Source organism: Acinetobacter sp. 70_2 (genome assembly GCF_056736115.1).
Genome location: NZ_JBWZIP010000015.1, coordinates 755,466 through 777,460, shown reverse-complemented (window position 1 = coordinate 777,460; position 21,995 = coordinate 755,466). Strand labels below are relative to the sequence as shown.

General features: G+C 36.7%; 20 protein-coding genes. 6 read left to right on the top strand and 14 right to left on the bottom strand.

Annotated elements, in window-relative coordinates:
- Positions 1–30: 30 nt before the first annotated feature.
- The 3 genes from AC1PJ9_RS12625 to AC1PJ9_RS12615 all read right to left on the bottom strand — a co-directional run bounded on the left by AC1PJ9_RS12625 (position 31) and on the right by AC1PJ9_RS12615 (position 2,320).
- Positions 31–738: a fimbrial biogenesis chaperone gene (locus tag AC1PJ9_RS12625; protein WP_263613931.1), complete on the bottom strand. Its 708-nt coding sequence runs from the start codon at positions 736–738 to the stop codon at positions 31–33.
- Positions 739–823: 85 nt separating this feature from the next.
- Positions 824–1,354 carry a Csu type fimbrial protein gene (locus AC1PJ9_RS12620; protein WP_275290118.1) on the bottom strand — a complete coding sequence of 177 codons (531 nt, stop codon included), beginning with the start codon at positions 1,352–1,354 and terminating at the stop codon, positions 824–826.
- 534 nt (positions 1,355–1,888) lie between these two features.
- Complete coding sequence (locus AC1PJ9_RS12615) at positions 1,889–2,320, bottom strand: hypothetical protein (protein ID WP_263613933.1); 432 nt, start codon at positions 2,318–2,320, stop codon at positions 1,889–1,891.
- Between the two features lie 516 nt (positions 2,321–2,836).
- Here AC1PJ9_RS12615 and AC1PJ9_RS12610 point away from each other — a divergent pair.
- From AC1PJ9_RS12610 to AC1PJ9_RS12600, 3 genes are all read left to right on the top strand, one after another.
- On the top strand, positions 2,837–4,510 hold the full coding sequence (locus tag AC1PJ9_RS12610) for an FMN-binding glutamate synthase family protein (RefSeq protein ID WP_274786156.1): 1,674 nt from the start codon (positions 2,837–2,839) through the stop codon (positions 4,508–4,510).
- Between the two features lie 208 nt (positions 4,511–4,718).
- Positions 4,719–5,774, top strand: coding sequence for a linear amide C-N hydrolase (locus AC1PJ9_RS12605; protein WP_311070652.1), 1,056 nt, complete (start codon positions 4,719–4,721; stop codon positions 5,772–5,774).
- A gap of 61 nt (positions 5,775–5,835) precedes the next feature.
- Positions 5,836–6,339: a hypothetical protein gene (locus AC1PJ9_RS12600; protein WP_081404935.1), complete on the top strand. Its 504-nt coding sequence runs from the start codon at positions 5,836–5,838 to the stop codon at positions 6,337–6,339.
- A gap of 60 nt (positions 6,340–6,399) precedes the next feature.
- Here the strand turns inward: AC1PJ9_RS12600 and AC1PJ9_RS12595 are convergent, their stop codons facing one another.
- The 5 genes from AC1PJ9_RS12595 to AC1PJ9_RS12575 form a co-directional block, all read right to left on the bottom strand.
- A complete protein-coding gene (locus AC1PJ9_RS12595) occupies positions 6,400–7,428 on the bottom strand; it encodes an alpha/beta hydrolase (protein ID WP_263613936.1) in 1,029 nt (342 codons plus the stop codon).
- Complete coding sequence (locus tag AC1PJ9_RS12590) at positions 7,428–8,567, bottom strand: YdcF family protein (RefSeq protein WP_311087439.1); 1,140 nt, start codon at positions 8,565–8,567, stop codon at positions 7,428–7,430. The genes AC1PJ9_RS12595 and AC1PJ9_RS12590 overlap by 1 nt, the downstream gene beginning before the upstream one ends.
- Positions 8,568–8,571: 4 nt before the next feature.
- Entirely contained in the window at positions 8,572–9,606 is a 1,035-nt protein-coding gene (gene murB, locus AC1PJ9_RS12585) for a UDP-N-acetylmuramate dehydrogenase (RefSeq protein ID WP_263613938.1), read from the bottom strand.
- 19 nt (positions 9,607–9,625) lie between these two features.
- Complete coding sequence (locus AC1PJ9_RS12580) at positions 9,626–10,129, bottom strand: low molecular weight protein-tyrosine-phosphatase (RefSeq protein WP_263613939.1); 504 nt, start codon at positions 10,127–10,129, stop codon at positions 9,626–9,628.
- Between the two features lie 302 nt (positions 10,130–10,431).
- On the bottom strand, positions 10,432–10,659 hold the full coding sequence (locus AC1PJ9_RS12575; protein WP_209048224.1) for a tautomerase family protein: 228 nt from the start codon (positions 10,657–10,659) through the stop codon (positions 10,432–10,434).
- A gap of 62 nt (positions 10,660–10,721) precedes the next feature.
- Between AC1PJ9_RS12575 and AC1PJ9_RS12570 the strand changes: the two genes are divergently transcribed.
- Complete coding sequence (locus tag AC1PJ9_RS12570; protein ID WP_263613940.1) at positions 10,722–11,195, top strand: winged helix-turn-helix transcriptional regulator; 474 nt, start codon at positions 10,722–10,724, stop codon at positions 11,193–11,195.
- A gap of 199 nt (positions 11,196–11,394) precedes the next feature.
- Here AC1PJ9_RS12570 and AC1PJ9_RS12565 read toward each other — a convergent pair whose 3' ends face one another.
- Together AC1PJ9_RS12565 and AC1PJ9_RS12560 are read right to left on the bottom strand one after the other, a co-directional pair.
- Complete coding sequence (locus tag AC1PJ9_RS12565) at positions 11,395–11,937, bottom strand: cysteine hydrolase family protein (RefSeq protein ID WP_263613941.1); 543 nt, start codon at positions 11,935–11,937, stop codon at positions 11,395–11,397.
- A gap of 398 nt (positions 11,938–12,335) precedes the next feature.
- Positions 12,336–12,695 (bottom strand): YcgJ family protein, encoded by a 360-nt coding sequence (locus AC1PJ9_RS12560; RefSeq protein WP_263613942.1) that lies wholly within the window; start codon positions 12,693–12,695, stop codon positions 12,336–12,338.
- Between the two features lie 299 nt (positions 12,696–12,994).
- On the opposite strand from AC1PJ9_RS12560, the gene AC1PJ9_RS12555 reads away from it, so the two are divergent.
- On the top strand, positions 12,995–14,152 hold the full coding sequence (locus AC1PJ9_RS12555; RefSeq protein WP_311087438.1) for an iron-containing alcohol dehydrogenase: 1,158 nt from the start codon (positions 12,995–12,997) through the stop codon (positions 14,150–14,152).
- Positions 14,152–14,586, top strand: a complete 435-nt coding sequence (locus AC1PJ9_RS12550) for an acyl-CoA thioesterase (protein ID WP_151749724.1) — start codon at positions 14,152–14,154, stop codon at positions 14,584–14,586. Before AC1PJ9_RS12555 ends, AC1PJ9_RS12550 begins: the two co-directional genes overlap by 1 nt.
- 47 nt (positions 14,587–14,633) lie before the next feature.
- On the opposite strand, the gene AC1PJ9_RS12545 is transcribed toward AC1PJ9_RS12550, so the two are convergent.
- The 4 genes from AC1PJ9_RS12545 to cpaA all read right to left on the bottom strand — a co-directional run bounded on the left by AC1PJ9_RS12545 (position 14,634) and on the right by cpaA (position 21,840).
- Complete coding sequence (locus AC1PJ9_RS12545) at positions 14,634–16,862, bottom strand: phosphocholine-specific phospholipase C (protein WP_151749725.1); 2,229 nt, start codon at positions 16,860–16,862, stop codon at positions 14,634–14,636.
- A gap of 324 nt (positions 16,863–17,186) precedes the next feature.
- Complete coding sequence (locus tag AC1PJ9_RS12540) at positions 17,187–19,280, bottom strand: DNA polymerase III subunit gamma/tau (protein WP_311087437.1); 2,094 nt, start codon at positions 19,278–19,280, stop codon at positions 17,187–17,189.
- Positions 19,281–19,404: 124 nt separating this feature from the next.
- A complete protein-coding gene (gene cpaB, locus AC1PJ9_RS12535; protein WP_311087436.1) occupies positions 19,405–20,037 on the bottom strand; it encodes a metalloprotease secretion chaperone CpaB in 633 nt (210 codons plus the stop codon).
- Positions 20,038–20,058: 21 nt separating this feature from the next.
- Positions 20,059–21,840: a metalloendopeptidase CpaA gene (gene cpaA, locus AC1PJ9_RS12530; RefSeq protein ID WP_311087435.1), complete on the bottom strand. Its 1,782-nt coding sequence runs from the start codon at positions 21,838–21,840 to the stop codon at positions 20,059–20,061.
- Positions 21,841–21,995 lie beyond the last annotated feature (155 nt).

The following is a 21,995-nucleotide window of genomic DNA, read 5'->3' as shown; positions in this document are numbered from 1 at the left end:
GCACTTACGAGATATTTCATATGTGCCTCTTTATAGAGATGCTTGCTTACCGTTAATATTCAGTGAAATATTATATTTATGATTAGCTTGAAATTTAAAATCCGGGCTAATGTTATAGTTTCTTGATTTTCCGGAAAGAATATAACCATTTACGGTATTTACTTTAATCGGATAACTTTTATTTGTAGTCGTATCGATAAGTATTAAATTATTTAAAAGTGCATGGCGATTGCCAACATTACTTATCGTAAGATAAGCATTATCTTGTTCTTGTTGTATTGACCAATTCAGTTTCGTAATTGCATCTTTATTGACAATAAACACAGGCAATGATGAGCGAAGCAATACATTTACACCTTGAGACGCTTTGCGGCTATCAATAGGCTTTGGTAATTCATCAATAATAATACGATACGTTTTTTCACCAGAAATAGGTTCTGGCTTAATTCTGACTACCCGTAAATTATAAGAGTCATTCGGTTGTAATTTTAAAAAAGGCGGGCTAATTGCAATATCATCTGTAGGTATTAATTGATCTTGCCCGGCATTTTGAGTCCATTCAAATATACGTACTTGTAAATCAGCACTTTCATTTGACTGATTATATAAACTAATTGAGGATGCTGTTTGATCACTCAATATTTCCACATTTACAGGAGAAAGACGTATTGAGGCAGCATTTAGCATACTAGGCAAAAATAATAATAAACTTGTAACAACAAAGATATTTTTTCTCATAACTTGCCCAGAACAACTTTTCTCAAATTAAGCTAGCTCTTTCAAACAAGAGCTAGCGACAACAGCGAATTTAACTTATCTAAAATTAATAAGTTACAGTCACAGTTACTGTGTCAACATAACTACCTGCACTCGGTAAAACTGAGCCAGCAGGAATACGACCGTATACGTTCACTGTTTGTACCGCACCCGTACCTGTCCCGCTGTATGCTGTTGTTGAAATACCGATTGCTGTTGCACGGTTAGTGTCAGAGAAAAGGTTATAAGGGATATATTCGTTACTTGTTGCACCGCCAATCATACGGCGTTGAGTAGTTTGAGCATTTTTGCCTGCATCAAAAGCCAAAGTCCATGGCACAGTGTTGTTACATAGAACTTTAATTGCAGTACCACCTGTAGTTGTAGTGTCTGCATCTACGTTGCTCGCAAGCGAACTTAAAGTACCAAAGTCTAAAACTGCATTAGCAGTTGTACCTGTAGCTGAAGTATTGAGTACACAACTATTCGTAATTGTAGCCTTAACAGTTAATGTACCAGTAGCCGTTGCAGCATTTGCGGCATTGATAGACATTAAACCCATAGCAATTGCTGATAAACCGATGAGAGATTTTTTCATGATTGAAAACCTTTTTACATTACGCCAATAAGAATTAATAGATGTAAAAACTAGCCTTCCCCAATCCAATCACTAGCTTTTTCGACTGTTTTTTCAAAGCGTCATTTTTTTACTCTACTGTCCGCGCATCATACAAAAAAACAACAAAAATACTGATATTAATTTCATTTTAAATATCTATTAACAATTCAAAATTCGATGGATTTCTCAATTATGTGTTTTTGTATGGTCTATACCACTTTTTATAGAAATTTCCGGTAATTTTAATCACTTTTTATTAGATTTAATAAAAAATGATAAAATTTCATTAGTTAAATTTTACCATCATTTTTTATAGTTTATCATTTATTAAAATCTCGCTTCCACTAGAAGAACAAAATTTAAGCTTTTGTTTGTTCTATATATTTTAAATGAATAAGAAAGCAATATTCTATGAATAAGAATTCTAAGTGGTTAGCTTTAAATTGAACAGTTTTTCTTAAATTTTATATAGTAAGAGTGACTTACCTTCAGCAAAGAAGAAAAATACGTCGCTTAAGTATTTCTAAAGACTAAATGAAAAATGAAACCTAAAATTCCACCTACCATCGCAAAGCCCAATTGAACATATGCTTTGCCATACCAAGCAAGCCGATCTAATTGATAATTTCCGTCACTCACATTAACCATCCACATATTCTTGATATCCCAAGTATGGAACCCCTTAGGACGTTCTGCGAAAAAATCAAGAATGGGAGTAAAACCTAAAATAAATAAAATGCCTAGCAAAGGGTAAACGATACAACCTGGAAAAATAGGTTTCTTTTTCTGTTCCATTGCATCAAATATAATGGCCACAATAACAAGTAAGGTTTCAACTAAAGCCACTTTCCTAAACGTTTCAAAATCGTAGCCAAGGTAAAACATTAAAAACAATAAAAAAATATCAGTAAAAAAAACAGAAAATGTTAACAATTTCCAGCTCATTTCAAATCCTTACTTAATTTTTTAGAATGCTATATAGTTGTAATAAAATCTATTGAAAATACTCTTTCAATTGACAAATACTATCAAAAAACGTTTAAAAAAACACAAGATGATCAGTTTAAAAGCTAGCTTTTTGATCAAGTGATATACAAATCTTTTTTGAGTTTGATTAATACTATAAGCATAAAAATATACTTAAATTAAAAGATAAATTTATATGATGAAAAATAGTTGCAATTAACCTTTCTAAATAATATTAATTTTATTCAATGCTATAGTCCAAATAATAACTTTAGCTATGAAATTTATAATCAACATTCTCATTATAAAATTTAATCATTTCTATAATCTACTCAATATTATATTTACTGAATATTTTGATCATCACAAGCAAAATATCATTATCACTTTCTAAATATATAGTCATTTAATTTTCAACTAACAATTCCCTACTTGTAGTTTGGGCTGCTTCTTGGCAAGGTATGTGCCAGTAAAACATTAGGAATTTGTTCACATATGGCGAGTCCGGCACAAATCATTCGACATAAATTTCTCAATACATTCTTTTCACGCCATTCTCTCTGGTTCTTGTGTATTTTTACTGCACTCAGTATCACGTGGTTTAGAACCGTATATACCCCTCATAGTATCTATTATTTTATTTCAGACACACTACTCAATGGTTTATGGGTAGTGACTAGTGCATTGAGCCTATTGGGTTTATATGACGTCTTACAAAATAGACACTCTATCTTAAGAAATTACCCAATTATGGGCCATTTCCGTTTTTTATTTGAAGATATACGTCCTGAAATTCGCCAATACTTTATTGAAGCCGATCAAGATGCCCTACCTTTCTCACGTATGCAAAGAAGCCTAGTTTATCAACGCGCTAAAAATGAAAATGCGGATAAACCTTTTGGCTCAATCATTGATGTATACCAACAAGATTATCGTTTTATTGTGCACTCAATTAGTCCATGCCCACCAGCAGATCCTAAGAGTTTTCGTATTCAAATTGGTAATGCACAATGCCTTCAACCCTATAGTGCTTCGATTATGAATATTTCTGCCATGAGCTTTGGTAGTTTAAGTGCGAATGCAATACGTGCATTGAATAAAGGAGCGCAATTAGGTGGTTTCTATCACGACACTGGTGAAGGTAGTCTCAGTCCTTATCATTTAGAAAATGGCGGTGATATTGTTTGGCAAATTGCCAGTGGTTATTTTGGTTGCCGTACTTTAGATGGAAAATTTGACGAACAAAAGTTTGCGAAGCAATCTCAATTACCACAGATCAAAATGATTGAGCTGAAGCTTTCACAAGGTGCTAAACCTGGTCATGGCGGTATTTTACCTAAACATAAAATTACCGCAGAAATTGCCGAAATTCGTGGCGTTTCACGTGACCATGACTGTATTTCACCAGCAAAACACTCTAGCTTTTCAACACCAATTGAAATGATGCACTTTTTACAAAAGCTGCGCACATTATCTGGTGGTAAACCAGTTGGTTTTAAACTATGTATTGGCCAGCCATGGCAATTTATGAGCATTGTAAAAGCAATGCTTGAAACAAAAATTGTTCCAGATTTTATTGTGGTAGATGGCTCTGAAGGTGGTACTGGTGCAGCACCAATTGAGTTTAGTGACTATATTGGTACTCCATTACGTGAGGGCTTACGTTTTGTACATAACACGCTTGTAGGTGCAGGACTAAGAGACCAAGTTAAAATTGGTGCAAGTGGCAAAATTATTAGCGCATTTGATATTGCCAGTACTTTTGCATTAGGTGCAGATTGGGTTAACTCAGCACGTGGTTTTATGTTTGCTGTGGGTTGTATTCAAGCGCAAAGTTGTCATACCAACCAATGTCCTGTAGGTGTAGCAACTCAAGATAAAGACCGTCAAAAAGCACTACATGTACCCACTAAAGCAGAGCGCGTGTTTAATTTCCATAAAAATACATTACATGCTTTATCAGAAATGATTGCTGCTGCTGGTTTACGCCATCCTTCAGATATTAAAGCTCATCATTTGGCTCAGCGTGTAAATGACCGTGAAATCAAGAACTATGCTCAATTGCATTTCTTCTTGAAAGAAGGAGAACTTTTACAATCTGAACTAAAAAATGATGATGATAATTTCTATTACCGTATGTGGAATATGGCCGATGCCAATCATTTTTAATTTAAATTAGATTGATTATTTGGGCATCATCTTTATTGTGATGCCCTTCTATTTTCTAACTTATTATGTGATTTTTATTTAAATAAAATTCTGTTATTAATTTGTCTTTGCTATATTTTTCACCTACTATAAAAGTATAAATAATATACACACTTTAATTTTATTAAATAAATATCCTCAAATTGTTATAACAAGAAGGTGTTCACTCATGTTAAAAAAAACATTCATTCCCACTTTTATTGCTCTTGCTGTTGGTTTAAGTAGCTATGCAGCCGCTTGTACACGTGCGGTATATTTAGGCAATGACCAACATGTTATTACAGCCCGCTCAATGGACTGGAAGGTTGATACAGGCACAAATTTATGGATTTTGCCGAGTGGTGTTGCTCGTGATGGGAGTGCAGGACCAAATTCAATAAAATGGACGTCTAAATATGGCAGCGTTATTGCTACAGGTTATGAAGTTGCTACAACCGATGGAATGAATGAGGCTGGTTTGGTCGCTAATGTCTTATGGTTAGTCGAATCCCAATATCCAGATGTAAAAAAATCTAATAAACCATTATTAAGCATCGCAGCTTGGGCACAGTATGTACTCGATAATTTTGCAACCGTTGACGAAGCCGTTAAAGCTCTTGAAAAAGAGCCCTATACAATCGTGACAGATAGCGTTCCGGGCGAATCAAGACTCACAACACTCCATTTGTCTATTTCCGATAAAACAGGTGATAGTGCAATCATTGAATATATCGGCGGAAAACAAGTGATTCATCACAGCCGAAGTTATCAAATTATGACTAATTCCCCTACATTTGATAAACAGCTTGCACTTGCGGAATATTGGAAACAAATCGGCGGCACCGTTATGCTACCAGGTACTAACCGTGCTTCTGACCGTTTTGCACGAGCATCATTTTATATTAATGCAATTCCAAAAACTGATGATATGAAACAAGCTCAGGCTTCTGTATTTAGTGTCATTCGGAATGCCTCTGTTCCATATGGATTGAATACACAAGAAGAGCCTAATATTTCATCGACTCGCTGGAGAACTGTTGCAGACCATAAACAGATGCTTTATTTTTTTGAATCAGCCTTATCACCAAATGTATTTTGGGTCGACTTGAAGAAAATAAATTTTAAAGATGGTAAAACGCGTAGACTGGATCTCGGTCCCGAGCAAAGCCATATCTATGCTGGAGATGCGACTTCTGACTTTAAAATTGCAAAACCATTTGCTTTTTTAAGCCCCAAAACTCTTTAATGAAGGGTAAAATTTATCATCTCTAAGATAAATAATATTAAACGTGCTTTCTTGGAATTACATTATGAAAAAAGCCCTATTTTTATTAGGTACTTGTTTACTTACAGCAGCTTGTAGTACGACTTCGTATAAGTCTAATACCACGACAACAACATCTGAGGTAAAGACAGCGGGTCAGCTTAATTGCTTACCTACAGAACTTTGTCCAAGCTTACTCGTTAAATGGAATGAACAACAGAAAAACCAAGTCCGCGTAGATGTACATTTAAGTAGTAGTTATAACTTCTATGATATTAATTCATTAGTATTTGATATTGATGGGAAACAATTTAGTTATAAACCAGCTCAAGCTACTGAGAAAACAAATGTCAGTCGCCTTGTTCCTAAGCACTCGACGACATACTTTATTATTCCAAGTCAATTCTTACAGGAATTTAAAAACGCGAAAAACATTAATGTTTTAGTTAAAACTGATAAAGGTATTATTGAGCGAAATATGTATTCACCGCAAAAGCAATCTTCAGTGTATAAAAATTTCGTTGAGCTTTATCAAAGCTTAAAATAATCATCTGATTTGATTAACTGATGCACTCAATCTATTGACTAGAGTGAGTGCATTAATTTTTTAATAATAAAAATGCTTTGGCTTAGCATGTAAAAAGGCTGGAATCAAACCAGTTAAAGCCGCACGAATATCTGCACGTTCATTAATTAATTGATGAGACCCCTCTTCAAGCATTAATAATGTTTGAAGTCTAAATTTACGGCGAATAAACTCAATGTTATAACGCCAGTCTACCGTTTGATCTAATGCCCCTTGCGCCAACCAGACAGGAATACGGCAAGCAGGTCGTTCTTCCATTTCCTGCATCCATTTTGACATTGCCAAAATCCAGTCCATACCCATCATGCGTGGCTGTAACGGATCTTTTAAACGAATAAATCGTAAAAATTCAGGGTTATGGTTATTGCGTCTAAAGTGCCTAGGAACCTGACGCTTTATGCGGCGAATAATGCCGAGTCCTACTGGATTATGCCACCATGCAGTTTTAGCAGGTCGAATTAATGGAGAAAGCAATAAAACTCTATCAACAATTGGGTCTTGTCTTTTTTCTGCATACTCAAGCAGGTGGTGCATCCAAATTGCCCCCCCCGTACTTTGACCTATACCAACCCAAGGTTTAGGTAATTGATCTGCATGTTTTACATACCGATAAACAGCCATTAGAACTTGCTGGTAATGATCAAAATTTTGAATACTTGCTGGTGAACCATTGCTCAAACCATGACCAGGTAAATCATAGGTAATTACACTAAAGCCTTGTTCAAGTATTTCACGAATGATGGGTTGATATATCCCGCTATGTTCAAGATAACCATGTAACAAACATACAGTTCCCTGAACTTTATCTACTTTAGGCTTAAAAACTTGGACATGTAAACGAAATAAAGGCATTTGAACATAGCCTTGCCAATGGTCACAGTCGAGCAAATGCAAACCATATAATTTTCGGTATGCTAAAAGTTCACGAGAAGGTTCTTCTAATGTATTTAAATTAAGTGGACTTAAAACTTGCGGAGTGAGATCACGGTTAGGCACCGGTAAATCTAATTGTTTTAATACGGCAGGATTGAGAAATGGAATCTCAGACATTAAGGCACCTCTCGACAATCACTTGAACCAAATAACATGTCACGAATTGTCGCAAGTAATTCATAATTTGCACGACGACTATGATCGTAGTTTTGTGTACTTGGTTGCCAACGTGTAAGTGCTGTTGGCATTGGGGCAATCACTGGAATCGTTTCGATCCCATTCAAAGCAAATAGACGGCGCGTACGCGGCATATGATATTCATCTGTGACTAACATCACCGTAGGTGCACCACCTTTCTTTTGAAGCAGCAATGAACTAAAGCGAGTATTCTCACAAGTATTCATACTTCTTTGTTCTAATAATTTTGCATCAACGCCACGTTCTTTCAACCAAGCCTGCATGTAAGGAGCTTCAACACCACTTAATACAATGGGTAAATGGTTTTGCTTTTCAACTTCTAGCGTTTTTTCCAGTCTTAATCGTGTATAGCTGTTAACTACAATATCTTTGCCATTTTTATCTAAAGTTAAACCACCACCTAACACCACAATAGCGTAGGGTTCTGATAACTTTTTAGGTTGAGTCGGTAACGGATTTTTACGTACATATTCAACTTTCTGCTCAGGCTCACTTACCGCTTTCTGATGTTCTGGTACGACAGGTTTTCTGGCTAAAAACTCAGTATATTGTTCGGTAAGCGCTTTATTTTCAGAATTTTCAGAACTATTAATAAAAAGTGCCTCATCAATAGGACTACTTGCTTCATCAGCAGCATCAATTTCTGAGTTTTTAGCAACTAGAGGTACACTTACAGCTGAGGTGTCGTCATCTTCTTCCTGCTCTTGTTCTTTTTCTTCTAAAAGAATAATTTGCTGCAAAGCTTTATAGTTCTCTTGGATGTAGCCCAAGTCTTCTGTCTTTTTTTCACGTATCGCATCTTCGGTCAGCTTTAAATATGCTTGACGTGCAATCCATAAATTTGAACCTGGTTCTAAGTTATCATGTTCACTTAATGCAGCTTGTCGCTGGCTTTCCGCTGCCACTTCATTCACATCTACCGGAACAAAATAGTTAAGTCCAGCTACAATAAGTTTTGAGTAAAATGGCGAATATAAAAAAACCACGAAACAGCCTAATAGTACAAATAGCACAGTAACTACTTGTACAAAACGTACCATCAAGTGTACTTTTGGCATAGACCTATTCCGTATGATTTTCAATTAAACCTAAACTGTTATAAAGCACAGGCTCTGGTTCTAACATAACATGGAACCGCTGATCAACATCATGTTGTACAGCTTGATAAGTTTTCTTTACATCAGCAAGAGATGCATTGGCATAATTCACCAAAACCAACGCTTGTTTGTGAAACATCCCCACTACACCAAGTTGTTTACCTTTCCAACCTGCTTGATCAATTAACCAGCCCGCTGCAATTTTAACGTTGCCATTGGCTTGAGGATAATGTGGAATTGTTGAAAATTGTGTGATTAAGCGTTCAAATTCTTGAGCACTTACAATCGGATTTTTAAAGAAACTTCCTACATTTGGATATTCTTTAGGATCGGGTAATTTACTTTGGCGAATATGGATAACCTGATTTTGTAAATTCTCGGCAGTTAGGTTGTCTCCAACCGCTTGCTTTAAATCACCATAATTCAGCTTCAAATGAGCTTGTTTGAGTAATTTAAAGGTGACATGCGTAATGATGTAGCGTGTCGGATCATCTTTAAAAATGCTATGTCTATAGGAAAAATGACAGTCGGCCGCCAAAATTGATTGAGTCTCTTTAGATTTACGGTCATAGACTTGTACTGACTCAATAAACTCACCAACCTCTACACCATAAGCACCAATATTCTGTACTGGTGAAGCACCGACTAAGCCCGGAATAAGGGCTAAATTTTGCAAGCCAAACCAGTTCTGCTGTGTGCTATATAAAACAAAATCGTGCCAAATCTGTCCTGCACCCACTTTGACACGAACAAAATCCTCATCTTCAGATAAAACTTCTATACCCTGAATATCAAGATGAATGACTAACGCATTAATTTGCTGCGGTAGCAACATATTACTACCGCCAGATAATACAAGTACATTTAGCTCATGCGCTTTAGCAAAATCTAAAGCTTCTTTAATGTCTTCAACAGACGTGATCTTAGTATAATGAGAAGATGTTACATCTAAACTTAAAGTATTGAATGGCTTAAGCTGTACTTGATTTTGAATTTGCATTGTATTGATAAACCTATTCTTAAACATTCAATTGTTTTTTTAAGACATTAATCCATGCCAGAGTACTTGATTCACATTGGTCAAGTACGCGCTCGAAACCATCATCACCGCCATAGTAAGGATCAGGCAAAGCTTGTTTTGGATATTGAGGATCATGTTCACTCATTAATGCTACTTTTGCTCGAATTTGATGGCTACCAAATTGAAAAATAGCGCTTTGTAGCAAATCATGAATATCTTCAAAGTTCTGATGATCCATTGCCAAAATCAAATCAAAGTCTAAAAAGTCTTGAGTTGAAAGTTGTCTGGCACGTAAAGATGATAAGTCATAGCCTCTTTTCTTCGCATGCAGTTGGCTACGCTGATCTGGTGCTTTATTTGGATGATAATTGCTCGTTCCAGCTGAATCGACAATCACATTAAGTTGATGTTTATCACAATAATGTCTGAACACAACTTCAGCCGTGGGAGAACGGCAGATATTTCCTAAACAGACACATAACACCTTATACTGCGTTTCCATTAGAAATTTATTCCAACCACTTGAATTACATATGAATAAGTATTTTGCACGTAAAATCTTGCAAAATCCTGACTAAACTATCAATTGTTGTCAGGTTTGAGTTGACCATTGTGACAAGTTGCATTTTGTCAAAACTCAGATGGCTTGAAAAGGAAAATAATGTTTATCAATAGATTAAAAGTTGATAAATCAGCCGACAAAGTAGCTAAATTTGTATTTTTATTTTCATTAGATATGCCAAACATATTTTCAGCAAAACTATGCTCAATTATAAAAGCCCTACTCATAGGGCTTTAAATAAATCACTTAGATGCAGTCATTAGCTCAATCATTTCCTTTGTTGGCCTTAAGCTGCCTAATTGCCACTGTTCAGGTGGATATTCATCAATTCTTATCCAAACATGCTCTCGAAAAGCCGGATTACCCTTACCCTCTATTTCTACAAATAAGTCTGTTATCCGTTTAAAAAGTTCAGCCTTACTGTCTTTATCGAGTAAACCTTCTATAGTTTGTATATTTATAAATGGCATAATGCTACCTGAATTAATGCTAGGTCTAAATTATAGACCCATCCTAATTGGAGCTTCCTCTAATGTCAAATCAAATTATTCCAGACCATAAATTTCCCGTAGATGTATGTGGAATCTTTAAAATTACTGAAATATTGAATGACAGATGGACAATCCTCTTGTTAAGAGAAGCTTTCTATGGGGTAACAAAATTTAATGATTTTTTAGTAAATACAGGAATATCAAAACAAATTTTATCTAATCGCCTCAAACATCTTATTGAATTAGAAATATTTGAGTTATCAATTTATAAAGAAGTAGGTGTACGAGAACGCAAAGAATACTTACTTACCAAAAAAGGTAAAAGTCTAAATATTGTTTTGCTTGCTATGCTTGAGTCTGGTGGTAATTTTATTGAAGCAGATCGGGATGTTGTTAAAGTTTTTAAGAAAAATTCAGATGATGAACTCAAATTAAAACTTGTTGATTCATCTAATCAAGTCATAGATCTTAATAATCTGGAATTGAAACTAACTCATCGCGTCAATAAGAAATAAATTGTATATCTTGCTTTTTCTTATGTTAAAACTTCATCGAAAGACTTTTACAGATAAAATAAAAAAGCCTACTCTTTCAAGTAGGCTTCCCCTTATGACTTTGCGCTGATCATTAAGGTTTATTGTTGTTTAAGGCAACATCTCAATTTTACAGAAATACTTAACAATTAAAACCCTACCAATCGCTAATAGTCATTATTTAATACAGAAACTCTTCAGTAGTTTTTACATTGGCAAAAGCATTACTAAAAACTTGGTTGTGATGATCAATTATGTGCTGTGCATCTAAAGTTATAGAATCAGATGTTGTATGAGCATCAGAGATTAAAGTTACTTTATATCCAAACTCTGAAGCAGCTCTAATAGTCGTATCTATACAATATTCCGTTTTCATCCCAGTCACTATGATTTCATCAATACCAAGTTTCTCTAAAACTTCTTTTAAGTCAGTATTCTTGAAACTACTCGGGTATCTTTTCTCAATGACAATATCTTTATCTGAATTAAGAGATAAATCTGCGATCAACTGAGTATTTGGACTATTTGGATCTAAGGGCGTATCTTTCTCACCAACATGACGGACAAAAATAATTTGCTTGCTATTCGAGCGATGATGTTCAATCAGCTTGAGAATATTTGAAAGTATGAGTTGATGGTTGTATGGCGTCGACTTTGCTCTGACTAGACCATTTTGCATATCAATGACGAGTAAAGCTGATTTTGAGTTATTACTTAAGTCCATAATCTTTCTCTGTAAAAACCAATAATGAGCAGAGAAAAATAAACCCAGCCATTATTGGCTGGGTTGGGGTATCTTATTAAGTCGCTCTAATAAAAAATCACACGCAGCCTTTTTTTAAAGGTCGTGGTGGTGGTATTGATTTTTTTTAGTAAACAGTACATGAGTTAAACTTGCTCATCATTAAAGCGTAATTAAACATAGCATAATTTTTTCGCAAAACTCAAAGTTTTTGTCTTTAAGTTTTGAGCGTATAAGTAAAATTTTATTAGGAATCTAGAAAGACTTAGCAAGTAAAAACCTCACCTTTAGCCCAGAATAAGTGAGGACTTTTATATTACAAATTATCTTTTAGAAAATCACCTATCCAAAATTTTTACATCATTTCTGCAACTAAAAAATCATTTATTTTTAAATAACTTATCAGTCATATTTCTATCAATTTTACTACGATGACCGTTCTCGAAATATCGATCGACATGACATAGTTTCGTTTTGGTATCACAGAACACACCATTTGAGAGTGTAAATACTGAAGTATCAAAATCGCCTTGAGAGAATGCTCTGTTGGCTTTGTAAGTTCCTAAGTATTTGGCGGTAAGTTTTTTAGATACACCCTTCTTGTCAGCACAAATATATTTATCACAAATTACACCCTTTTGAGGTGAATATACACCAGAGTTGGTTTTTGCCATCGCTGCGGAGCTAAGCATGAAGCAAGTGCATCCAATAACACTAAGTAAAGTTTTAGAAATTTTCATTTTTTAGAACCGAATAAAATTATAAATTGTTAAGACATTATATAAATTAGAAGCTTGCCAGAAAATCTATAGAGCCCTATAAATAACAAAAAGCCCACCGTTCAATGGCTTCTTAAATAACTTGTGTATCGCCTGAATATCCGATTTCGAGCACATAAAAACAGTGCTCATCTTATATAACACTCAACATAATTGCCCCAGAACTACTTTATTTTAAAGTGTCTTATGCTAAGTTATTTAAAGATTGAATCTTATAGAACCGTTCAACAATAATTTTCAAGAATAAGGAAATAACGTATATGAGCCATTTTCAATTTCAAACTGTTCCAAACATCATCTCTGGCTTAGGCTCTATACAAGAATTACAAAATGTTTTGTCATCAAAAGCTTACCGTAAGTTATTACTGGTCACCGATGCAGGCATGATCAAAAATCAATTACATCTACCCATTCTTCAAATTTTAGATACACTCAATATTGAATATGACATTTATGCAGATGTACAGGCTGACCCACCAGAACAAGTGGTCTTAGATGCAGTCAATTATGCAAAACAGCAAAATGTAGATGCCATTATTGGTTTTGGTGGTGGCAGTTCTTTAGATGTTGCAAAAGTTATTGCTTTACTCGCTCACCCTGACCAGACTCAAAGTCTGCAAGACATGTATGGTGTAAACCAAGTCACCACAGCTCGCCTTCCGCTTATTTTAATTCCAACGACAGCGGGTACAGGTTCGGAAGTAACGCCTATTTCAATTGTCACCACGGGTGAAACGACAAAAATGGGGATCGTTTCTCCAGTACTGTACGCCGACACTGCAATTCTTGATGCTACCTTTACTCAAAACTTGCCGGCGCATATTACTGCTGCAACAGGTATCGATGCGATGGTGCATGCCATTGAGGCATATACCTCTAAACACAAGAAGAATATATACACCGATATTTTAGCTAAGAATGCTTTGAAGCTACTAAACCATAACTTACCGAAAGTTCTTAAAGATGGTAATGATTTAGAAGCACGTCAAAACATGCTGTTCGGTTCAATGCTCGCAGGTCAAGCATTTGCAAACTCGCCTGTTGCCGCTGTACATGCTTTAGCTTACCCATTGGGCGGTCATTTTCATTTATCGCATGGGCATACCAATGCCTTAGTGTTGGTCGAAGTATTAAAATTTAATGCGCCTAATGCAAAAAAATACTATGCAGAACTTATGCAATGGCTAGACCCATATAGCAATGGCAGCACCGATGGGTTATGTGATCTGTTTATTGACCATATGCAGAACCACTTAGACCGTAGTGGCTTGACCTTAAAACTTAGAGATTTGGGTATTGATGAGTCGAGCTTACCTCGGCTTGCACAAGATGCCATGTTACAAACTCGCTTGCTACAAAATAATCCACGAGACATGACAGAAGCCGCTGCTTTGGCAATTTATCAGGCGATTCATTAATGACTAAACCCGTTTTAAAAACCCGAGATCAATTTAAGTTCTTTTTAGACATTCAAACGCGTTGGGCAGATAACGATATTTATGGTCATGTGAATAATGTGACTTACTATAGCTACTTTGATACAGCAGCCAATGCATTGCTCATTCAAAAAACAGGTTTTGATATTCATGAAGCAAAATCAATTGGCTTAGTGGTTGATTCAGCGTGTAGCTTTTTTCAAGAGTTATCATTTCCAGAAATTATTCAAGTAGGTGTGGCGATTGGTAAAATCGGTACGACTTCACTACGTTATGAATTGGCGATCTTTAAACAAGGCCAAAATCAAGCCTCCGCTCAAGGGCATTTTGTGCATGTGTTTGTTGATCGCGAAACGCGTAAGACTGTGCCCATTTCTGAATCAGTTCGTGAAGCTTTAAAAAGTTATTTATTATAAAAAATGGGGCAAAAAGAAAATAAGTTGTTCTTTTTGCCCACCTAAACTTACATCATTGCGGGATCACTAAAAGAGTCTTCACCCGTTTCAACTCGGCCAGCAAAACGTCGGTAATAATACGGATCACTCTGACTGGTGATTTCAAAATCATACCAATGTCCCATGTCAGACAAAGCCCAATGTTGCTTAACAACCTGTCCCGCTTTTACGGTAAGTTGTAACGGCGCATCTTGTCGATATGCACAAGGTTTTACCGTCAATATTGCATCCTTGGTACCATCATTCATAAGTTCGACATAAACATCACCGTTAGCAATGTCATAGCACACTCGAATTTCGGGTTTAACGCTACTATCAACAATACGTTGAGTATCGCCTTTGAAGTGACGATGATAGCCATTTGGACCGAGTACCCATAAGTCGTAACGGCCCAAGTTATCTTTTAAAGCATCCCATTCATCATCTAAAGTTTTATTCGGCTCGACAATATAACGCTTTGGAATACGGTCCAAGTTGAGCTTGTCATAAACATGAAAAACCGCTGCTTGCGTACCTGTATTAGAGAATATTAATTGTACCTTACCGTCCGCTTTACAGCGCGCACTTGTGTGCAGCTCATAAGGTAGCGCACGCGACAGACGTATGCCACTTTGCTGAATCGGTAACTTAATATCCGTTGGTACAGGCACAGCTGGTAGAGCTTCCTGATTTTCTCTTAACTCATCTGCTTGCACACGTGTTTGTTTACCATTCAGCTGCGGTAAAACATCTGCATTTGGTGTTTTAAAGTTAAATGCACTAGTTAAATCGCCACACACCGCACGGCGGTATGGACTAATATTCGGCTCTTTCACACCGAAACGTTTTTCTAAAAACATGAGCACAGAAGTATGGTCAAACACTTGCGAGTTTACCCAACCACCACGACTCCATGGAGAAATCACATATAATGGAACACGAGGACCTGGACCATAAACGCGTCCATCAGGTGTAGGCTGTGAATGGCTTCCCTCAGGCGCAGCATGGTCAAAATATTCATCCTGCATATCGGCACTACTTAATGTCGATTTGCCAGCATATTGACCATTTGCAAGTCGTGATGGCGCTGATGGTGACGGTACGTGGTCAAAGTAGCCATCATTTTCATCAAAGTTAATAAGCAGTGCTGTTTTACTCCAGACCTCTGGTACAGCAGTTAATGCATCAATAATTTCTTGAATAAACCAAGCCCCTTGAACTGGGCTTGAAGGGTCTGGATGTTCACAGTAAATTGAGGGCGCATTAATCCAAGAGACTTGCGGTAATTTACCCTCATGAATGTCTCTTTTAAAAGCGTCAAGGTACTCTTCGGGTTTATTGCCCGGTAGTGTATTTGCAATGCCTTTATAGAGTGGATTTTTGGCATTATCAGTAGCTGCATCATAGGCTTTATACGGTAGTTTTTGGCCCGTATCGGCATACGGTTTATTCGGTTCGCCACCACTTGCAACTGGGTAGCCAGAAGCAATGTTTGCGTTTCTAAAGGAACGAAATGCACCAAGCATATTATCGCCCCATTCATCCGGCATATTTTGATAACAAATCCAGCTTACCCCTGCTTCTTCCAAGCGTTCAGCATAGGTTTTCCACGTATAACCACGATCTGCCGTAGCGGGGTTACCATCAATCCAGTCCCATTCATTGTTTACAAATGAACGCTTAGTCGGCGTTGTCCCATTAGTACCAGTTAAATGAAAAGATCGGTTCGCATCTGTTCCGGTGTGCATAGAACAATGGTAGGCATCACAAATCGTAAAGGCATTAGCAAGCGCAAACTGATATGGAATTTCTTTTTCTTTAAAATAACCCATAGATATGTCGGTCTTATAAGTTGGCCAATTCGCCATACGGCCATTGTCCCAAGCCAACTGACTGTCGTTCCATGTATGCGGTGTGCCATCTGCACGCTGTGCATTGTTGGCTGTACCGTCTAAATGAAAAGGCGTTAAAACTTGCCCATTGCGTCTAAGCTGTTCCCAAACCTTACGACCATTTGGCAAAGGAATTGTAAAGCGGTCAGCAAAACCTCGAACGCCTTTTAACGTACCAAAGTAATGATCAAAAGATCGGTTTTCCTGCATTAAAATAATAACGTGCTCAATATCTTGAATAGTACCCGTTTTATTATTTGCAGGAATTGCTAAAGCTTTTTGAATACTCGATGGAAAAGCTGCCAATGCCGCAGCACCAAAACCCATATTTAAAGAGTAATTTAAAAATTTACGACGTGTAATCATGATCAGGTTCTTTTTATTATTTAAGTTTAAGGAGCACAGCGCATTACAGGTTTTTTACCTGTCTCTGGTGTATTTGAATTATCATTTGATGAATCGTTACAGCCACTCAGAAGAATGGCACCGATCAATAAAAAATAAGAATATTTAAAGGAAGTTGTTCCTGTGCATTGCCTTTTCATGACGATATATAGTCCATTTAAAATCTAAAATGGCTAACATAGAAAAGTACAATGACAGTGGCGTGACCTGAATATTTCAATCCAGTGAAAAATATGAAAATTCTGTTATTTCCACATTTCTCACCAGATCAAAATTCACGTAAATTTAAGGCTTTAATTGAATATTTTGGAGTTCGCCATCAAAAGTATCAATCAGGCTTTTTATAACGGGTTGTTGCTGTAATAGCTCTGTCGCTCTATGGAAAGCTTTTTCTTTACGAATGCTTTGCATGACATAAGGTGTAGATGTATTAACTGCACCATACTCAACCGTAAATTGTGTATTCGGCCATTGCTCGTTTAATGCATCAATGAGGCCTTGTTGTAATTGGGTCAACATATTTTCATATTCTTGAGGAATATGGAAAACTGTATTGCCGCCAATTTCACCAGTCATTACACCATGTTGAGCAAGCTCTTGGACGGCTGGAGAAAGCTGGCTGTTTCTAAACCAGTATTCCCATTTTTCAAGTGTCCACTCACCTTCCAAAACTTGAGTAGAAAGCTTCAAAATATCCTGAGGCATCAACTGCCCGTTATCAGTTGCACTAGACTCTTTTACAACTGGAGCAGTTTCAACAACCACTTCGGGTTGCACCAATGGTTGCTGCTCAATAATAGGTTCAGAAACCAAGTCATGAGTTAAAGGCGCATCCTGACCAAGAGAAAACTCAGTATCAGATGTTTCAAACAAACCTTGCGGCTCAGCCGTAAAAGTTGGCTCGGGTTCAATTTGTTTGGCCTGAGTTTCAGCCTGAACTTGTACTGCCTTTTGTTCTGGCACAGGAATGAAATCTTCTTCCCGAACACTAACGGTCTCTTGAACAACTGCTGACTCAAGCCCAATCAGCTCATGATGATTTGGGTCAAATACCATTAAATCCTGATTAGACTGCGGTTCAGGTTCAGGTTCAGGTTCAGGTTCAGGTTCAGGTTCAGGTTCAGGTTCAGGTTCAGGTTCAGGTTCAACCATAGCGGGTTGATTAATAACTTCAACCGGCTGAACAGTACTTACAGGTGGAATCTCTTGAACTGTTTGCTGAGCTTGTTGATTTAGCCCTACTACTGCTTGCTCATTTTGTTGAACAGGCTCTGATACTAAAATTTCATTTGGCGCTAAAGGACGGAATGCCAATAAGCGTAAAATACACATTTCAAAACCTTGCTCTTGCGTTACGGCAAGTTGCAAGTCTGAACGACCTTTACATGCGATTTGGTAATAAAGCTGCAAATCTTGAGCAGAAATTAGCTTAGACAGTTGCATGATTTTGCGATTGATTTCATCGCTATATTTCAAACTCAAATCAGGTAGATATTGCAAAATTGCCAATTCATGCAATGTTGAAATGAGCTGGTCAAGCACCAGTGAAACATCTAGCGCTTGATGTCTAAATTGCAATAAAAGCTGACTAACTTTCTCACGTTGGTTTTGATGAACCGCTAAAATCAAATCATAAATAATTGTACGGTCAATCAACCCAAGCATTTCTTTAACATCTTGATGATGTACTGAACCTTGACCATAAGCAATCGCTTGGTCAGTTAAAGATAATGCATCACGTAATGAACCTTGAGCAGATTCAGCAATTTGCCAAATTGCATCCTGATCGGCATTAATTTGCTCTTTTTCAAGAATAGCGCCAAGGTGCTTGGTAATTTCATCGACAGCTAAAGGTCGTAGAGTAAATTGCAAACAACGTGAAATGACCGTAATCGGTAGCTTTTGTGGGTCAGTCGTAGCAAACAAAAACTTAACGTGTTCTGGTGGTTCTTCTAGTGTTTTTAATAACGCATTAAAAGAATGCGTCGATAGCATATGTACTTCGTCAATCAGGTAAACTTTAAAACGACCTTGCGTTGGTGCATAAGGAACGTTGTCTAATAGTTCACGAGTATCTTCTACTTTTGTTCTTGAAGCAGCATCGATTTCGATCAGATCAATAAAACGGCCTTCATTTACCGCCTTACACGTTGCACAAACTTCACATGGTGTAGCAGTCACACCTGTTTCACAGTTCAAACACTTGGCTAAAATACGTGCAATTGTAGTTTTACCTACACCACGCGTTCCTGTAAATAAATAAGCATGGTGAAGACGACCGCGTTCCAATGCACTACTTAATGCACGAGAAACATGGTTTTGCCCCACTAACTCATTGAAATTACGTGGACGGTATTTTCTAGCAAGTACTTGATACATGTATGCTCCTTATTACAGGCATAAGCATACTTTGTTTTTAAAAGAGTGTGAACGCATAAAGCTCATATCCGTACAGATAAACTGCGAACCACTCTCTTTTTCAAAGTCAGAAGCTTTTATTTGCCTACGGATGATCATGATGTAGCTCTTGATCAGTTACACCTTCATCTATCGTTTGCACTAGCCCTACACCATCCTTAATTTCAGCCGAATAATTTCCTTTCTCGGTAAAAATTTGCATGACCGTATAGTGGTCTTTTTGACTTTGAGTAATAGTAAAGAAATTCTGATTTGGATCGCCCTGATCAAATTTTCCAGTCCACCGAACAATATCTTGATCAACAGGTTCGATCTCTACAATTTTTCCTGTGCGATTAATGCCATATTCCAACATTTGAAACTTAACAGTGTCACCCACTTTCTTAAGCTCAATCACATTTGGATCATATTTAATGACCATACCTTTCGCATTTTTAAGTAGCGGAAAATTAACATTAGAAGGAAGCTGATCTTTTTCTATTTCATTAAAAACAATTTGTTGCTGAGATAATTTTTCCTTTTCTGACGGACTCAAATTCAGCATATTTTGACGGACCAAACCATTTTGATTATCTGCTATTTTTGACCCAGACTCTTGCCGACCTTCTAAAGGCGACGTTAAAGCAGAAGAACTTTGCTGTGAAAAAGCAAACCAGATTAAAACTGCTAACGCCACACCAGCGATAGCAGTTCCTATTAACAATTTATTTTTCTTCATTATTTACAGCTAAAATAGAGATTAGTTATATAGAGAAATTTTCTGCGCATTCAGGTTAATGACACTGACAGCATCAATTTTTCCTTCTACACCTAAACGTACACCATATTTAGGGTTATACAGATACGGGCTAGAGTAAAAATTAATATTATTACCACCCATTGCGGTACTTCCTAACGGATGGGCAAAACCTGAACCAATATTGGTTGAACCATTATGGTACAGGCCAAGATTGTGCCCGACTTCATGACGCATAGCTGCAACAGAACAACCTGCAATATCATTTGCACCAATCATGTTATATGCAGAAGCATTAATCCAAGCCCAACCACAACCGCCGTCACCAGGTTCATTACCTTGATAATAAACACCGTCTGCCAATACACGTTTACGCTCATTTTGTACCGTCGTGTCATCTCGTCCAGTAGAAATTGCTTCTTTTAAAGTGGCAGCAGGAATTTTATAAGTCAGATAACCTACATCTCTTAAGTAAAAGCGTGCATTCGAATTTTCAGCAGTTAAATTCGTTAAATTTACGCCTTCAATCATTCTAAGTTTTGCAGCGCTCTCTCCTAAAATTGAATTTACTTCTGGACTAGAAATTAACAACATATCAATTGTATAACTATCTACTGTCCAACCTTGAGCGGTGTAAATAAAACGGCGATTTTCACCATTTTTAATTGCAGTAGACAAACCATTAACCGCATTAATCAAAGTGTCTGCCGATGCATTCGACACAATAACCACCTTATCCCCGACTTGAGCTTGAGCTGGTAGCTGCAAGGTCGGCTGCCAATTTGATGTAGAAAGCTTCACCTTTAAAGTGGGCTGAGTCATATTCGGTAAAGTTGCAGGGATTGTTGCCGTTGAATCAATGACCTTTGTTGGTGAAGAGATCAGCTGCCAATATCCTTTGTCGCTTACATAAATAAACTCATATTGATCGCCTGTTTTAAGCGTTAAAGTCGCTTGGCTATTAACATTAGTATTATTAATTTTTGCAGACCAAGTCGCTGTAGACTTGATAATAATTCTATCTCGATCACTTGCTGTAGCAGGTAGAGTGAAATTCGAAACCCAGTTTCCATCTCCAAATGAAACTTCCGTTAGTGGGCTATTTACTGCTGCTAAAGATGTTCCGATTTGCTGAACATTTAGCTTCTGAGGTTTTATATATTCTGGAACCCATTTTCCTAAAGCAGAATAATATTTAAACCAATATTCAGAGCCATTTTTTAATGTAAAACTGCTCGGGAAAAGTAAGTTGGTTTTATCAATCTCTGAGCTTGCACTTGCCGTAGAAACAACTTGTACGGTTGTTCCGTCACGTACATCACTTGGTAATGCAATCGTTTGTGTCCATTTATTGTCTTCAATGAGTACCTTTTGCATTGATGCGGTTGTTAAAGGTACAACCTCATAGTTAGTACCATTGGTAGGACTCACTGTCGCTAACTGAGCGATCCATTTATTTTGACTGCTATTAAAAATAAATTGATAAACATCTCCACTATTTATCTTCAATACTTCTAACGGAATATTCGTATTAGAAGTGTCTAAATAACTACTGTAAGCGGCACTAGAACGAATTGTAATTTTGTCCAAATTATTAGCATTTGTTGGTAAAGAGAGATTTTTGACCCAATTTCCATTAGCTAAAGAAAATTCTAAATCTGAATAACCCGACGGAATTGATCCACTATTATTATTCTGATTTGGTGAAAGTACAGTTGCGGCATATACAAGTGAAGATGCAACAATTGCTCCAATAATGAGTGATGTTTTTAATTTAAAATTCACAGTAGCCTCTTTTATTTGTTTTAGATTTTCGAATAGCAGGTTAACAAACCATTTTTTTCCAGTCAATTTTCAAGTTAATAATTTTTTATTAAATTTCAAATAGATGAACATTGAATCATTTTGAAATAAAAACATGAAATTTATTAAGCAATAGT

What these genes read in the sequence shown, in the direction of transcription:
- murB (WP_263613938.1), bottom strand. Translation starts at nt 9,606, where the DNA reads ATGCAAATTCAAAATCAAGTACAGCTTAAGCCATTCAATACTTTAAGT.
- AC1PJ9_RS12615 (WP_263613933.1), bottom strand. Translation starts at nt 2,320, where the DNA reads ATGAGCTGGAAATTGTTAACATTTTCTGTTTTTTTTACTGATATTTTT.
- AC1PJ9_RS12605 (WP_311070652.1), top strand. Translation starts at nt 4,719, where the DNA reads ATGTTAAAAAAAACATTCATTCCCACTTTTATTGCTCTTGCTGTTGGT.
- AC1PJ9_RS12620 (WP_275290118.1), bottom strand. Translation starts at nt 1,354, where the DNA reads ATGAAAAAATCTCTCATCGGTTTATCAGCAATTGCTATGGGTTTAATG.
- AC1PJ9_RS12580 (WP_263613939.1), bottom strand. Translation starts at nt 10,129, where the DNA reads ATGGAAACGCAGTATAAGGTGTTATGTGTCTGTTTAGGAAATATCTGC.
- AC1PJ9_RS12555 (WP_311087438.1), top strand. Translation starts at nt 12,995, where the DNA reads ATGAGCCATTTTCAATTTCAAACTGTTCCAAACATCATCTCTGGCTTA.
- AC1PJ9_RS12550 (WP_151749724.1), top strand. Translation starts at nt 14,152, where the DNA reads ATGACTAAACCCGTTTTAAAAACCCGAGATCAATTTAAGTTCTTTTTA.
- AC1PJ9_RS12595 (WP_263613936.1), bottom strand. Translation starts at nt 7,428, where the DNA reads ATGTCTGAGATTCCATTTCTCAATCCTGCCGTATTAAAACAATTAGAT.
- AC1PJ9_RS12575 (WP_209048224.1), bottom strand. Translation starts at nt 10,659, where the DNA reads ATGCCATTTATAAATATACAAACTATAGAAGGTTTACTCGATAAAGAC.
- AC1PJ9_RS12610 (WP_274786156.1), top strand. Translation starts at nt 2,837, where the DNA reads ATGGCGAGTCCGGCACAAATCATTCGACATAAATTTCTCAATACATTC.
- AC1PJ9_RS12565 (WP_263613941.1), bottom strand. Translation starts at nt 11,937, where the DNA reads ATGGACTTAAGTAATAACTCAAAATCAGCTTTACTCGTCATTGATATG.
- AC1PJ9_RS12625 (WP_263613931.1), bottom strand. Translation starts at nt 738, where the DNA reads ATGAGAAAAAATATCTTTGTTGTTACAAGTTTATTATTATTTTTGCCT.
- AC1PJ9_RS12590 (WP_311087439.1), bottom strand. Translation starts at nt 8,567, where the DNA reads ATGCCAAAAGTACACTTGATGGTACGTTTTGTACAAGTAGTTACTGTG.
- AC1PJ9_RS12540 (WP_311087437.1), bottom strand. Translation starts at nt 19,280, where the DNA reads ATGTATCAAGTACTTGCTAGAAAATACCGTCCACGTAATTTCAATGAG.
- AC1PJ9_RS12545 (WP_151749725.1), bottom strand. Translation starts at nt 16,862, where the DNA reads ATGATTACACGTCGTAAATTTTTAAATTACTCTTTAAATATGGGTTTT.
- cpaB (WP_311087436.1), bottom strand. Translation starts at nt 20,037, where the DNA reads ATGAAGAAAAATAAATTGTTAATAGGAACTGCTATCGCTGGTGTGGCG.
- AC1PJ9_RS12570 (WP_263613940.1), top strand. Translation starts at nt 10,722, where the DNA reads ATGTCAAATCAAATTATTCCAGACCATAAATTTCCCGTAGATGTATGT.
- AC1PJ9_RS12560 (WP_263613942.1), bottom strand. Translation starts at nt 12,695, where the DNA reads ATGAAAATTTCTAAAACTTTACTTAGTGTTATTGGATGCACTTGCTTC.